12 protein-coding genes and 1 pseudogene are annotated in these 14,019 nt (G+C 71.6%); 1 reads left to right on the top strand and 12 read right to left on the bottom strand.

What is annotated here, in order from left to right; translation table 11 throughout:
• From G339_RS41195 to G339_RS0104300, 12 genes and pseudogenes are all read right to left on the bottom strand, one after another.
• Window positions 1-1,000: pseudogene (locus G339_RS41195) on the bottom strand (hypothetical protein); the annotation flags it as partial.
• A 10-nt stretch (window positions 1,001-1,010) separates the two neighbouring features.
• Window positions 1,011-1,520, bottom strand: coding sequence for a hypothetical protein (locus G339_RS0104350; RefSeq protein WP_019629856.1), 510 nt, complete (start codon window positions 1,518-1,520; stop codon window positions 1,011-1,013).
• Window positions 1,517-2,092, bottom strand: a complete 576-nt coding sequence (locus G339_RS0104345; protein ID WP_019629855.1) for a hypothetical protein — start codon at window positions 2,090-2,092, stop codon at window positions 1,517-1,519. The genes G339_RS0104350 and G339_RS0104345 overlap by 4 nt, the downstream gene beginning before the upstream one ends.
• 67 nt (window positions 2,093-2,159) lie before the next feature.
• Window positions 2,160-3,407, bottom strand: a complete 1,248-nt coding sequence (locus G339_RS0104340; RefSeq protein ID WP_019629854.1) for an MCE family protein — start codon at window positions 3,405-3,407, stop codon at window positions 2,160-2,162.
• Window positions 3,404-4,480 carry an MCE family protein gene (locus tag G339_RS32500; protein WP_033322301.1) on the bottom strand — a complete coding sequence of 359 codons (1,077 nt, stop codon included), beginning with the start codon at window positions 4,478-4,480 and terminating at the stop codon, window positions 3,404-3,406. The genes G339_RS0104340 and G339_RS32500 overlap by 4 nt, the downstream gene beginning before the upstream one ends.
• Window positions 4,477-5,478: an MCE family protein gene (locus tag G339_RS0104330; RefSeq protein ID WP_019629852.1), complete on the bottom strand. Its 1,002-nt coding sequence runs from the start codon at window positions 5,476-5,478 to the stop codon at window positions 4,477-4,479. The genes G339_RS32500 and G339_RS0104330 overlap by 4 nt, the downstream gene beginning before the upstream one ends.
• Complete coding sequence (locus G339_RS0104325; protein WP_019629851.1) at window positions 5,478-6,560, bottom strand: MCE family protein; 1,083 nt, start codon at window positions 6,558-6,560, stop codon at window positions 5,478-5,480. Before G339_RS0104325 ends, G339_RS0104330 begins: the two co-directional genes overlap by 1 nt.
• Window positions 6,557-7,594, bottom strand: a complete 1,038-nt coding sequence (locus G339_RS0104320) for an MCE family protein (protein WP_019629850.1) — start codon at window positions 7,592-7,594, stop codon at window positions 6,557-6,559. The genes G339_RS0104325 and G339_RS0104320 overlap by 4 nt, the downstream gene beginning before the upstream one ends.
• Window positions 7,591-8,865 carry an MCE family protein gene (locus G339_RS0104315; protein ID WP_026341119.1) on the bottom strand — a complete coding sequence of 425 codons (1,275 nt, stop codon included), beginning with the start codon at window positions 8,863-8,865 and terminating at the stop codon, window positions 7,591-7,593. The genes G339_RS0104320 and G339_RS0104315 overlap by 4 nt, the downstream gene beginning before the upstream one ends.
• Window positions 8,862-9,692 (bottom strand): MlaE family ABC transporter permease, encoded by an 831-nt coding sequence (locus G339_RS0104310; protein ID WP_019629848.1) that lies wholly within the window; start codon window positions 9,690-9,692, stop codon window positions 8,862-8,864. Before G339_RS0104310 ends, G339_RS0104315 begins: the two co-directional genes overlap by 4 nt.
• A gap of 1 nt (window position 9,693) precedes the next feature.
• Window positions 9,694-10,479: an MlaE family ABC transporter permease gene (locus G339_RS0104305; protein ID WP_019629847.1), complete on the bottom strand. Its 786-nt coding sequence runs from the start codon at window positions 10,477-10,479 to the stop codon at window positions 9,694-9,696.
• Between the two features lie 208 nt (window positions 10,480-10,687).
• Window positions 10,688-12,280 (bottom strand): fibronectin type III domain-containing protein, encoded by a 1,593-nt coding sequence (locus G339_RS0104300; protein ID WP_019629846.1) that lies wholly within the window; start codon window positions 12,278-12,280, stop codon window positions 10,688-10,690.
• A 370-nt stretch (window positions 12,281-12,650) separates the two neighbouring features.
• Between G339_RS0104300 and G339_RS0104295 the strand changes: the two genes are divergently transcribed.
• A complete protein-coding gene (locus G339_RS0104295) occupies window positions 12,651-13,832 on the top strand; it encodes a hypothetical protein (RefSeq protein ID WP_020722876.1) in 1,182 nt (393 codons plus the stop codon).
• Window positions 13,833-14,019 lie beyond the last annotated feature (187 nt).

The following is a 14,019-nucleotide window of genomic DNA, read 5'->3' as shown; positions in this document are numbered from 1 at the left end:
CGTCGGCGTCGGCGTCGGCGTCGGCGTCGGCGTCGGCGTCGGCGTCGGCGTCGGCGACATCATCCGCCGTGTCGCCGTCCGCGCCCGCCTCAGCGTCCGCGTCACGCTTCTCGGCGCGGCGTCCGCTGCCGTCCGCCTTCATGTCGGCGTCATCCTCGCCGCCCGCGCCCTCGACGCGATCCAGCACTGCGGGGTCCGCGTCGGCCGTCTCCGCGTCGGCGTCGTCCCCGACGCCCGCGTCCGCGTCCGCCTTCTCCGCGCGGCGCTCGGCATCGCCCAGCGCGTCCGCATCGGTCCCGCCGCCGTCTCCGACGTCGCCCGCCGCTTCAGTGTCCGCGCCACGCTTCTTGGCACGGCGGCCAACGCCCGGCGCATCGGCCTTCCCGGCACGACGCTCGGTACCCGGCTCCGCTTCGGCGTCGTCCCCGCCGATCGCGTCGGCTTTCTCCGCGCGGCGCTCGGCGTCGTCCAGCGCCTCCGAGTCGGAATCCCCGGCGTCGTCCCCGCCGCTCCCGGCGGCGCGGTCCAGCGTCTCGGCGGCCGCGTCGGCGGTCTCGGCGGCGTCCGCTGCTTCAGCGGCCGCGCGAGGCTTGCCGGCGCGGCGCTCGGTGGCGTTCGGTCCCTCGGCCGCCGCGTCGATCTTTCCGGCAGCGGTCTCGGCGGGGGCCGTAGCTTCGGCGGTCGCGCGGGGTTTCCCGGCGCGGCGCTCGGTTGCGTTCGGCGCCTCGACGGCCGCGTCGGTCTTCTCGGCGGGGGCCGTCGTTTCGGCGGTCGCGCGGGGTTTTCCGGTGCGGCGCTTGGTGGCGTTCTTCTTCGCTTCGGCGTCGTCCAGCGCCTCGGCGTTCTCGGGGGCGGCCGGGGCGGTGCCCGGCGCCTCGGCCTTCGTCTTGTCCTTCACGAGGGAAGCCGGGGCGTCGTCCGGCGCCTCGGCCTCCGGGTTCGTCGGGTCCTCGGGCTCCGTCGTGTCAGGGGGCGGGTCGTGCTCCTTCGTCTTACCCATGCTGTCTCCCTCAGCTTGAGCGGATGTCGGTGATGCGCCACCGGTCGCCGGAGCGGCGCGCGGTGACCGTGAGCTGCGCGGCGGCGGCCGTGCCGACCGGGCGGCCCGCGCGGGTCGTGCGCTGGTCGAGGAACAGCAGCAGCTCGGCGCGGTCGTCGTCCAGGGAAACGACGCCGGACCGCACGACCCGCGTCGTCAGCGCGAGCCGCTGCGCGGGGGCCTGCTGCTTCACGGGCGCGAGGATCTGCTTGTACTGCTCGGCGGCGCGACCGGTGAGGGCGGACGCGGCGGCCCGCTCGGTCTCGGCGAGCCCGTCGGGCGTGTACGAGAAGATCCGCCCGATCGCGGCGGACACGTCCCCGGCGACCTTGGCGGTCGCGTCGGAGTCCAGGACGGCCTTGTTCGTCGCGGGCGACGACTCGGCGGAGCGGTGCGCGGCGACCAGCAGCCCCGCGCCGGCGGCGGCGATCACGGCGGCGACGAGCAGCGGCCGCCACAGCGCGAAGATCCGGCCGATCACGGGTTGCCCGCCGGGATCGCGGTGAGCGACGCGAGCTTCCAGCCGCCCTTCGTGCGGGTGAGCCCGACCTCGTAGCGCTTGCGCTGGTCGGTGGGCTCGCCCTGGGCGGGCGTCAGCGTGACCCGCACCGAGGCGATCATGGTGGCGTCGCCGCTGCCGGTGTCGAGGTCGGTGACGGCGGCGGCCGTGACGGTCCCGGCCGCGCTCGTCCCCGTCTTCGCCATCTTCTGCTTGTTGGCGGGCGCGTCGCGGTGGAGCTGGTCGTGCAGCGCCCCGGTCGTCGCGTTCTCCCAGGCGCGCAGCCCCGCGTCGACCTGCGTGCGGTCGAGGGTGTTGAGGATGGCGAGTTCCTGGCGGCCCGCGCGCAGTACCAGGTCCCGGTCGCGCCCGTCCGCGCGCGCCGAGCCGTGGGACGCGTCGAAGTACGACCATCCCGCGTAGCCGAGGAACGCGACGGCCGCGACGACGAACGTCCAGCCGATCAGTCCCCACCCGGCGAGCAGCGGCGCCCGCCGGGCCTCCCGCGCCGCCGCCCGGGTGGGCGGCGACTCCTCTTCCAGCTCGGCGCTCATCGCCCCTCCCAAGGCTCGGCGGTTTCGGCTGATCCGGGGTCGTCCCCCCGGTCGCGTGCGCGGCCGGTCACCGGCCGGCCCCCGGCGCGAGGAGCGTGCCGGTGGCGGCGGGCAGGCCCGGCTCGCCGAGCGCGCCCGGCAGCCCGTCGGACGTCCCGGTCAGGCCGAGCGACCCGGCCTTGGCGGGCGGCGGCAGCTTCCCGGCGTTCGGCGCGTTCGCCGAGCCGCGGACGTTCTGGCCGCTGGACGGCGACGCGGCGCAGTGCGCGGCGGTGTTGAACGGCTTGCCCGCGCCGGTGTCGGTCCCGTTGCGGTACTGGGTGCCGCCGTAGCCGCTGACGCAGGGCAGCGGGTCGAAGAAGTTGGTCGTCATCCCGAACCGGAGCGTCCCGGTCTTGGGGTCGATCATCGTCGTCGCGGCGGACACGACGGCGGGCAGCTTCGACAGCAGCGTGTCGAGGGCGGGCGCGCGGTTCTTCAGGATGTCCGACGTCGTCGTCATGTTGGCGAGCAGGACGCTGAAGGACGGGTCGAGCTGCTTGACGAGCGTCGTCAGCTCGGTGGACGCGCCGGGCGCGGCCGCGATGAGCTTGCGCAGGTCCGGGTCGGACCGCTTGAGCTGGTCCGCGAGCAGCCGCGCGTTCTTCCCGAACGACTCGATGGCCTGCGACTGCTCGTTCTGCGTGGCGAGGACGGTCGCGGAGTTGCCGACCAGCGCGGTGGTCGGCTCGATGTTCTCGCTGGCCTTGTCCACGAACGTCTGGCTGCTGTCGAGCAGGGCGGTCAGGTTCGGCCCCTGCCCGGTGAACGCGTTGCCCAGCTCGTCCACGAGGGTGCGCAGCGAGTCCTGCGGCACGGACGCGGCGAGGTTGTTGAGGCTGCTGAGCAGGTCGGTGACGGGCGCGGGGATCGTCGTCGCGCTGCGCGGGATGCGCGCCCCGGCGGCGAGGTACGGCCCGCCGTCGGTGTTGGGCCGCAGGTCGATGTACTCCTCGCCGACCGCCGAGCGGTTCGCGACGACGGCCTGCGTGGCGGACGGGATCTTCGGCGCGCCGCTGTCGATGCGCAGGTCCGCGACGACCCCGGTGTCGGTGAGGTGCAGCTCCCCGACGCGCCCGATCGACGTGCCCCGGTAGGTGACGTCGGCGTTGGTGGCGAGCCCGCCGGTCTGCGGCAGGTCCACCGAGATGACGTAGTAGCCGCGCATCCCGACGAACCGGCCGAGGTCGGCGTAGTTGAGGCCGATGAACACGATCGCGCACAGCCCGATGACGGCGAACGCGATGTTCTTCATCCTGGTCTGGAGGGTGATCACGAGTTTCCCTCCCCGGCCGCGGGGAGCGGCGCGGTCGTGGACGGCGGGTAGCCGGGCGCCGTCTCCGGCTCGGTGAGCGGCGGGATGATCTCGGTGCCGGGCCGCGCGGTGACGTGCAGGTACGCGTTGAGGTAGTCGCCCTTGACCGCCGGGAGCACCGCGTCGGTGAACGGGAACGTGAGCAGCACCTGGAGGGCGCGCGGCAGGTCCCGGCCGGAGTCGGCGAGCTTGCGGACGATGGGGTCGAGGGCCTTGAGGTCCGCGACCATGTCGTCCTTGCTGGCGTTCAGCGTCTTCACGGCGACGCCGGAGAGCTTGTCGAGCGAGCCGAGCATCTGCACGAGCTGCCCGCGCTGCTTCTCCAGCACCTTCAGGCCGGGCGCGAGGTCGTCCAGGACCGTCCCGATCTCCTCCTTGCGGTCGCTCATCGTGGCGGTGAGCTTGGCGAGGCCGTCGATCGCGGCGGTGATGTTGCCCTTGTTGGCGTCGAGGCTGCCCGACAGCTTGGAGAGGCGCTCCAGCAGCGAGCGGATCTCCTTCTCGTTGCCGGTCATCGCGTGGTTCAACTCGGTGGTGATGGTGTGGATCTGGGCGATGCCGCCGCCGTTCAGCAGCATCGACAGCGCGCCCAGCACCTCCTCGACCTCGGGGTTGCGGTTCGTCCGCTCCAGCGGGATCGAGGCGTGGTCGCCGAGCCGTCCGGTGGCCCCGGTCGTCGGCGGGCTGAGCGCGATGTACTTCTCACCGAGCAGGCTCGACTGCTGGAGCTGCGCGTACGCGTTCTCCGGCAGCTTGACGTCCCCGTTCACCAGCATCGTGACCTGGGCGTTCCAGCCGCCGTCGGGCAGCGTCACCTTGGTGACGCGGCCGACCGCGACGTCGTTGACCTTCACCGCGGACTGCGGCACCAGGTTGAGGACGTTGGTGAACGTCGCGGTCACCGTGTACGGGTGCCCGCCGACGTCCGCGCCGCCCGGCAGCGGCATGCTCTGCACGCTGAGGTCGCAGCCCGCGAGCGCGCCGCCCGCGAGCGCCGCGGCGAGCCCGGCCGCCACGGCCCGTCTCCGGTTCATCGGCCCTTCCCCTCGGTCGTGGCGGTCCCGGCGGCCGGGAGCGGCATGCTGAGTTCGTTGAGGTTCGCGCGGCCCATCAGCGTCCGGGTGGACGGGTCGTAGGCGTTGAGCATGTTGGCCGCGGCGAGCGGCTGGTTGTCCAGCGCCTCGGCCAGCGACTGGCGCTGGTCCACCAGCGTCTGGGTGATCTTGGCGAGCTTCTCGACGTTCTTCTTGAGCACCGCGCGGTTGTCGCGGATGAACGTCGAGACGCGGGCGAGCGCGGCGGCGAGCGTCTTCAGCGCCTCGCCCAGCGTCTCCCGGTCGGCGGCGAGGAACTGGGTGACCTGCGCGAGCTGGTTCTGCGCCTGCCGGACCGCGCCGTCGTTGTCCTTGATCATCCCGGTGAAGCTGGACAGGTTCTTGATCGTCTCGAAGAGGTCGTCCTGCGACCCGGTGAGGGTCTTGGCGGCCTTCCCGAACTGCTCGATCGTCGTGCCGATCGCCTGCCCGTTGCCCTGGAGGTTCTTCGCGCCGGTCTCGACGGCCCTCGACAGCGCGCCGTTCTTGTTGAGCCCGTTCGGCCCGAGGTCGTTGGCGAGCTTCTTGATGCTGTCGTAGACCTTGTCGAGCTCCAGCGGCGTCGCGGTGCGCTCGACCGGGATCACGGTCCCGGCCGTCATCTGCGCGCCGCCGACGTACGCGGGCGTGAGCTGGACGTACCGGTCCGACACCAGGCTCGGCGCGACCGCGACGGCCTTGGCGTCGGCGGGCACCTGCACGCCGTGGTCGACGACGAACGAGACCCGCACCTTGGTGCCCTCGGCGCGGACGCCGGTGACGTGCCCGGCCTTCACGCCGAGAATCCGCACGTCCGAGCCCTTGTAGATGCCGACGGACGAGGAGAAGTAGGCCGTCACCTTCGTCCCGGCGGCGGGCCGGAACACGACCAGCGCCGCGACGGCCAGGACCACGACGACCCCGGCGGCGATCAGCGGAACGCGCATCCTGGTCAGCATCAGCGGCCCTTCTTCCCGGACTTGGGCGGCATGCAGCCGTCCTTGGGCGGCGTGCCCTCGGGCAGGTAGTTCTTCGGCACGAGGCCGCACATGTACCCGTCCATCCAGCGGCCGTTGCCCATCGCGTTGCCGAGGACCCGCGTGTACGGCCCGGCGAGCTTCAGCGCCCGGTCGAGGTTGGCCTGGTTCGCCTGGAGCGTGTCCACGACGCGGCCGAGCGCGTCCAGCGACGGCTTGAGCTGCGCCTGGTTGTCCTCGACGAGCCCGACGAGCTGCGTGCTGAGGTCGCGGGTGCCGACGAGCAGCCCGTGGATGGCGTCGCGGCGGCGCTGGATCTCCGCGAGCAGCGTGTTGCCGTCGCGCAGCAGCGCCGCGAACTGGTCGTTCTGGTCGGCGAGGGTGCCGGTGGCCTTCTTGGTGCCCGCGAGCAGCGTCGCGAGCTTGGCGTCCCGGCTGGAGATCGTCTTGGACAGCGCCGACATGCCGTCCAGCGCCTTGCGGATGCTCGGCGAGGTGTTGGCGAACGCGGCGGACAGGGCGTCCAGGGACGAGGCCAGCTCCTTGGAGTCCAGCCGCCCGGTCGTCGCGGCGAGGTCCTCGAACGCGCGGGTGACGTCGTAGGGCGACGTCGTCCGCTCCAGCGGGATCGTCCGGTCCGGCGACTGCTTCTCCGGCCCGAGCGGGTCGATGTCGAGGTACTTGTCGCCGAGCAGCGTCTTGATCGCGATGGCGACGGTGCTGGTGTTGCCGATCCAGGTCTTCTTCACCCGGAACGACACCTTCACCTTGCCGCGGTCGAGCTTCACGGCGCTGACCTGGCCGACCTTGACGCCCGCGACGCGGACCTCGTTGCCGTCGCGGAGCCCGGCCGACTCGGCGAAGTACGCCGTGTAGGTGGTGCCGCCGCCGATGATCGGCAGGTTCGCCGCGTTCAGCGCGAGCACCGCGGCGAGGAGCATCAGCACCAGGCCGACGATCGCGACGCTGATCGGGTTGCGGTCCTTCACCGGCTTGAGCCGCAGCCGCCGCATCCGGGCGGGCTGCCGCCGCCGCGCGGGCGGGGCGTGCGTGGGGGCCGTCATTGCTTCCCGCACCTCTCTTCGCGGCTGCGGACGCCGGTCGGGTCGTCGTGCGTCTCGCCCGGCACCTGCTGGTACTTCGCGCCGCTGAGGGACGCGGAGCAGAGGAAGAAGTTCATCCAGGACCCGTAGGACCCGGCCCGGCCGATCGCCTCCTCCTTCACCGGCAGCGTCTTCAGGAACTGCTCGACCAGCGGCTTGTCGCGGTTGAGGTTGTCCGAGAGCCGCCGGAGCCCGGCGACGTCGTTCTTGATCGCGGGGCGGCCGTCGGTCAGCAGCGACGCGGTGCTCTCGGTGAGGTCGTCCAGCGCGCTGATCGCCTCGCCGATCGGCTGCCGGTCGGCGGCGAGGCCGGACACGAGCTGCCGGAGCGTGGTGACGAGGTCCTTCAGCTCGTCGCCGCGCCCGTTGACGGTGTCCAGGACGGTCGTGAGGTTGTCCACGACCTCCCCGATGACCTTGTCCTTGTCGGCGATCGAGCCGGTCAGCGACCCGATCGTCGTCAGCAGGTTCTCCACGGTCCCGCCCTCGCCCTGCATGACCTGCACGACGGAGGCGGCGAGCTGGTTGACGTCGTCGGGCGACAGCGCCGCGAACAGCGGCTGGAACCCGTTGAAGAGCTGCGTCAGGTTCAGCGCGGGCGTGGTGCGCTCGAGGGGGATCGTCGCGCCGGGCGACAGCGTCCCGCCCGCGCCCGCGCCGCGGTCCAGCTCGACGTACCGCTGCCCGACGAGGTTCAGGTACTTGATCGTCGCGGTGGTGGACGCGGGCAGCGTCCGCCCCTTCTCGACCGAGAACTGGACCTGCGCGAGCCGCCGGTCCTTCACCTGGATCGACTGGACGCGGCCGACCTGCACGCCCGCGATGCGGACGCTGTCGCCCTCGCGCAGCCCCGACGCGTCGGTGAACCGCGCCTTGTAGCCGCGGGTGGCCCCGCTGTCGGTCTGCGCGATGCTCATCGCCAGGATCACCGTGGCGAGCACCGTGACCAGGATGAACAGCGCCGACTTGACGAGCGGTGCGGTGAGGCTCCTCATCCGACCTTCACCTCCGTCCCGCGGTAGACCGGCCCGGCGAGCAGGCTGCTCCAGTCCGGGAGCGTCTCGGGCGTCTCTTCCAGGCCCGGCGCCATCAGCTCGTTGACGAGGCGGTTCTCCTCGGGCGAGTTCGGCAGGCCGAGCCCGCCGGGGGCGACCGCCGTGGGCGTCGCGGTGGACGCGGCGGCGGCCTTGGTCGTCTTCGCGCCGTAGGGCACCGAGTAGCAGTGCGGGCCGTTGCCGCCGCCGAACCTCGGCCGGTCCTTGCCCGGCACGTACTTGCCCTTCGACGGGACCGACGTGACGTTCACGTGCAGCCCCGGCTGCGCGGTGCCCTTGCCGAGCACCTTGTCCATCAGCGGGATGAAGTCGTTGAGCATCCCGAGGGTGCAGGGCAGCTCCGGCGCGTACCGCGCGATGGTCTGCATGCTCGCCCGGCTCTGCGTCGAGACCCGGATCAGGTTCGCCGAGTTCTCCCGCAGGAAGTCGGTGATGCGCTGCGACCCGTCGGTGAGCGACGAGTAGACCGTCGCGAGGTTCCGCTCCTGGTCCACGATCGTCCGGCTCGTGTAGGTGAGGTCGTTGAGCGCGGTCAGGATGTCCGGCGTCGCCTCACTGTAGGTCTGCGTGAACTGCACCAGCTCGGTGATGCTCTTGTTCAGCTCGGGCAGGTTCGGGTTGAACTCCTTCAGGTACCCGTCGAGCTGGACGAGCGTCTTGCCGAGGTCGGTGCCGCGCCCGTCGAGGGCCTGCGACACGGCCGTCAGCGTCGCCGACAGCTTCTGCGGCTGGACGGCCGTCAGCAGCGGCATCAGGTTGTTCAGCACCCGCTGCAGCTCGATCGCGTTGGACGAGCGGTCCTGGTCGATGACCGTGTTCGCCGTCAGCCGCGCCTGCGTGGGCTGCGCGGGCGGGATCAGCGCGACGTACCGCTGCCCGAACAGCGTCGTCGGCAGCATCTGCGCCTGGACGTCGCTCGGGATCATCTTCATCTTGTCCGGCTTCATCGCGAGCTTCAGCGTCGCGCCGTCGCCGTCGGTGCTGATCTCGCGGACCTCGCCGACGACGACGCCGCGCAGCTTCACGTCCGCGTGCGGGTGCATCTCGTTGCCGGTCGACGCCGTCTTCACCGTCACCCACGAGACGCGGGTGAACTGCTTGTTGTAGACGGCGATCGAGACCCAGATCAGCAGCACGGGCAGCAGCAGGAACACGACGCCCGCTCCGCGCCGCCCGACCGTCCCGGCGCTCCGGGTAGTGCGGTGCCTCATCCCGCCACCTTCACCGTCGTGGTCGTGCCCCAGATCGCAAGGCTGAGGAAGAAGTCCGTGACGCTGATCAGCACGATCGACGTCCGGACCGCGCGGCCGACGGCCCGACCCACCCCGGCGGGTCCGCCGGCCGCGCGGTAGCCGTAGTAGCAGTGCGACAGGATCACCATGACGCTGAAGATCAGCACCTTGAAGAACGACAGGATGACGTCCGTGGGCGACAGGAACAGCCCGAAGTAGTGGTCGTAGGTTCCCGACGACTGCCCGTTGACGACGACCGTCACCTCCCGCGACGCCAGGTAGCTGCACAGCAGCCCGATCGCGTACAGCGGGATGATCGCGATGGCGCCCGCGATGATGCGGGTCGTCACCAGGTACGGCAGCGAGGGGATGCCCATGACCTCCAGGGCGTCCACCTCGTCGCTGATGCGCATCGCGCCGAGCTGCGCGGTGAAGCCCGCGCCGACCGTCGCCGACAGCGCCAGGCCCGCGACGAGCGGGGCGATCTCGCGGGTGTTGAAGTACGCGGAGGCGAACCCGGTGAAGGCCGCCGTCCCGATCTGCTGCAGGGCCGAGTAGCCCTGCATGCCGACGATCGTGCCGACCGCGATGCTCAGCGCGATCATGACGCCGATCGTGCCGCCGACGACGCCGAGGCCGCCGCTGCCGAACGACACCTCCGCCAGCAGCCGCTGCACCTCCTTGAGGTAGCGGCGCAGCGCGCGCGGAATCCACAGCAGCGCCCGGACGTAGAAGATGAGCTGGTCGCCGGGGTCGTCGAGGCGGCGCAGCAGCCGGCTCGGCCGGACCGTGTCGATCAGTGCCATCTCACCCTCCCTTCGGCGGGACGACCTGGAGGTAGATCCCGGTGATCGCGAGGTTGACCATGAACAGCAGGAGGAACGTGATGACCACGGCCTGGTTCACCACGTCACCGACGCCCTTGGGGCCGCCGCGCGGGTTCAGCCCGCGGTACGCCGCGACGACGCCCGCGATGAACCCGAACAGCACCGCCTTGAACTCCCCGATGTAGAGGTCGGGGAGCTGCGCGAGGGCGGAGAAGCTCGCCAGGTACGCGCCCGGCGTGCCGCCCTGCATCATCACGTTGAAGAAGTAGCCGCCCGCCACGCCGACGCACGACACCAGGCCGTTCAGCAGGAACGCCACCGCGACGCACGCGAGGACGCGCGGGACGACGAGCCGCTGGATCGGGGAGACGCCCAGCACCTCCATCGCGTCCAGCTCCTCGCGGGTCTTGCGCGATCCGATGTCCGCGCAGATCGCCGAGCCCGCCACGCCCGACACCAGCAGCGCCACGATCATCGGACTCGCCTGCTGGATCACCGCCAGGACGCTCGCGCCGCCGGTGAACGACTGCGCGCCGAGCTGCTGGGTGAGCGACCCGACCTGGAGGGAGATCACGGCGCCGAACGGGATGGACACCAGGGCGGTCGGCAGGATCGTCACGCCCGCGATGAACCAGAACTGCTCGACGAACTCGCGGACCTGGAACGGGCGGCGCCACATCTGCCCGAAGACGGTGGCGCCGAGCGCGAACAGGCGGCCCGTCTCGCGCAGCGCGCTCGCGGCGACGTTCACCGGTGGCGCGGTCATGACTCGTTCTCCATAGCGGGGGAACTCTCCTCGTTCAGGCCGGTCCCCGGGTCTTTCAGACCGTGGGGGCGGTCACATTAGTGACGGCGGGAAAACACGGACAAGAGGCCGTCGGCGCTGACGGGTTTTCTTGGCATCGGATGACAACCCCGTTCTTCCGGGTGGAGCAATAAGGGGCGGCGCTTCCGGCCGCGCCGCCCCTGCGGGATCAGCGCTGGGGCGACGGCCGCAGGCATTCCGCCGACCCCGCGCTGCAGAGGTTTCCTTCGATCATCTTGATGTAGTTGTCAGGACCGGAAATGCTCGCGGAGAGCAGGCGGTCGAGGTTGTCGCCCTTGGTCCCGCAGCCGGTGAACTTCGGAAGCGTGTACTTCCCGCGCAGCGGTCCGCCCTTGAGCACGTTGGTGAACTCGGGGCTGCCGCCGCCGAGGAGGAGTTTCGCCGGGGTGACCGACCGGCACTTGGGTCCGACGTCGAGCTTCGTGCCGTTTACGGTGACGTCGAAGAGCCGGATCGACATGTCCGTCTCAGCGCGGATCGTGTAGTTCTTGCCGTCCTGGACGATCTTGGCGACGGATTCCCCGACCTGCGTCATCTCCATATTCGCCCGCACCGGCATGAAGCCGAACTGCAGTGTGCTCGCCTGCGCGCGCAGCGGACCGGCGAACTTGAGTTCGACGAGATAGTGCCCGGTGCTGGGGTAGCTGGAGTGCAGAACGGCGTGCGCGAAAGTCGGTTCACCGTTCGCCGGGTCGTTGACGGCCACTGCCGCGCCGAGCTTCTGAACATTGCTGTATCCGGCGAGGAAGACGCACATCGCGGAGCCGGCGGGATATTTGCCACTTCCCTTCCAGTCCGAGCAACCCGCCGGCGGCTTCTTGTCGCCGCCGTCGCTGCCCTTCCCAGTCGTAAAGGTCACGGCCGGGGACGGGCTGGAGTTGTTCCCCGCCGCGTCGCGCGCGCGGACGGTAAGCGTGTACTCCGTCTCGGGCTTGAGCCCGGTGACCTGCACGCCGGGTTCCTTGGACGACGCGAGCTTGGTGTCGCCGTTGTAGACGTCGTAGCCGTCCACGCCGGTGTCGTCGGTGGACTCGGTCCAGCTCAGCGTCGCGCTGTCGGCGGTCGTCGCGGTGACGGTCGGCTTGCCCGGGGCGGTCGGCGGCGTCGTGTCGCCGCCCCCGCCGCCGCCCCCGCCGTCCGTGACGGTGAAGGTCGCGAGCGTGGCGTCCTGCCCGGAGTCGAGTGTGCAGGGGATGTTGGACAGGTCGGGATCGGTGATCGGCGCACCGCTGCTGTCGCGGGCGGTGATGTGCAGGACCAGTTTCCCGACCGTGATGGAGCCCTGGCCGGGCTGCGCCAGCGTCACGCGGGGCGCGTCGCCCGAGCCCTCGACCTCGAAGTCGCCCGAGGACGGCGCGGACCGCTTGGTCAGGGTGATCGGCACCTGCACGTCCTGGGCGCCTGCCGGCGAGTGGACCGTACTGGTCGACGTCGCCGTGCCCTCGATCGAGGCTGCACCGATCATCGCGAGGCCGTTGGTCGTGTCAGCGTTGATAGTCGACTTGGTGTCCACGTGGATCGACGGGGACGGCTGCCCCGCGGCGATGCTCGTCGGAACGTCCGCGTTGATCTTCACTTTCAACGGCTGCTCGAGGACCAGCGGATAGTCGCACGTGTAGTTCAAACTCAGCGACGCGGGAGCCGCCGCCGCGTACTGGGAACCGGCGAGGCCGGAGGCCGCGACGGCGGCGACGGCGGTGAACACCGCCGCGCTGGACCGCCTCGTGCTGAACAGGGCCATCGCTCGTTCACCTTCCGGGCCGGGGCGTTTCGGTCATCGAGTGCGGCAGCGTAGCGACGCTCCGGAAGGCCCAACAAGACATTTCGCCCAGGTGACCGGGGTCCTAACGAAACCCGATAGTTTTCGCTTCCGCACCCCCCGGAAACGCGCAGTAAGCCCATTGTGCGGATGTGAGCAAAACCGGCTCCCAGCTCCGTCCCGCGGTGCGGTGACCGGCGAAAACACTCGTGCGTCGACAACTCCCGCGAGCGGAAACACGCGAGGTCCGTCAATAACCCGCCGACGCCCTTGCCGCACCCTCCGCGACCGTGATCGGCTTCCCTCGGCGCCGGATCTCGGCGCCGCACGACGTTGAGGGAAGGGGACCGGTGTGGCGTTCCGTCCGGTGGGCCGGCCGCTGATGCGGCCGATCGTCGCGGGGATCGGCGCGGTGGCGGCGTTCGCCGCCGTCGGCGTGCTCCCCGGCGCGCTCGCCGCCGCCGACGACGACCCGAGTCCCGGCTCGACCATCGACCCGTCCAAGTGGGTCACCGAACTGGCCGTGTCGGTCTCGCTGTCGCAGTCGACGGCGTCGCCCGGCGACCACGTCACCGCGACGGTGACGGTGAGCGCCGGGAAGACCAGCAAGGACATGCCGTCCACGAGCACGAACGTGGACGTGTCCGCGCCCGGCCTGAACCCGAGCCCGTCCAGCAAGTACCTGGCGACGGTCTTCTACACGGGCAAGTCGTTCACCGTGGACCTCACCGTCCCGAAGAGCGCGAAGTCCGGCGCGGTCTCGATCGACGCGACCGCCACCGGCCCGCGCTCGCCGCTCCCGGTCTCGGGCTCGGCGCGGCTGACGGTGAAGGGCGCGGCGACCAAGCCGCCGGACAAGCCCACGACGAAGCCGACGCCGAACCCGACGCACAGCTCGCCGACCACGACCGTCCCGAACACGCCGGGCGGCACGGGCGGCGGCGGGACGGGCACGGTGCCGAACACGGGCGGCGTGCCGGGCATGCCGCAGGTCGGCGCCGCCCCGGCGATCCCGTCCGCGCAGACGGTGAACGCCCCCGAGGTGGCGCTGCCGCCGGTCGCGTCGCCGCAGCTCGCGACGGCCACGCCGGACAACGTGGCGACGTCCACGGCGAAGACCGCGCTGCGCTCGGCGGACGCCGTCCTGCCGACCGCCCAGAAGATCGGCCCGGCGGCGGCCGGGTGGATGGCGGCGCTGCTGGCAGGCCAGTTCCTCGTGCTGACGCGCGTCCGCATGATGCGCCGCCGCCGCGCGATGGCGGGCGGACGGCCGCTCGTGCGCGTCGTGACCGTCACGGTCCCGGCCGAGCCGCGCCGCGGCGCCGAGCCGCGCCGCGCCGACGACCTGGCGACGCACGCGACCGCGCCCCTCACGACGACGGCGGTCCTCGACCCCGAGCCCCTGCCCGAGCCGGAGCCCGAGCCCGCGCTGGAGCCGGAAGCGCCCCGCGCGACCCGCTCGTCCGGCGAGCGCGCCCGGCACCGTCGCACCCGGCGCTTCTCCCTGCTGCCCGGCGAGCCCGGACGGCGCTAACCCCCAGACTGGCCCCTTCCCCGCGCCGCAGCGCGCCGTTCGGTACGGGGAAGGGGCCTTCCAATTGAAAGCCCGCACGCGACCGCGACCCACCGCCGTCAGGCTGACGAGCCGCCCGCCCGCGCCCGCCTGAAGGGACGCCCGCCGCCGTCAGACCGGTGCCATTCGCCCAGAGGGCCGCGCGACC

The sequence above is a fragment of the Actinomadura atramentaria DSM 43919 genome, assembly GCF_000381885.1.
Classification (GTDB): Bacteria; Actinomycetota; Actinomycetes; order Streptosporangiales; family Streptosporangiaceae; genus Spirillospora; species Spirillospora atramentaria.
The sequence above is the reverse complement of the archived record's forward strand: the minus strand, read 5'-3'. Positions and strand labels throughout refer to the sequence as shown.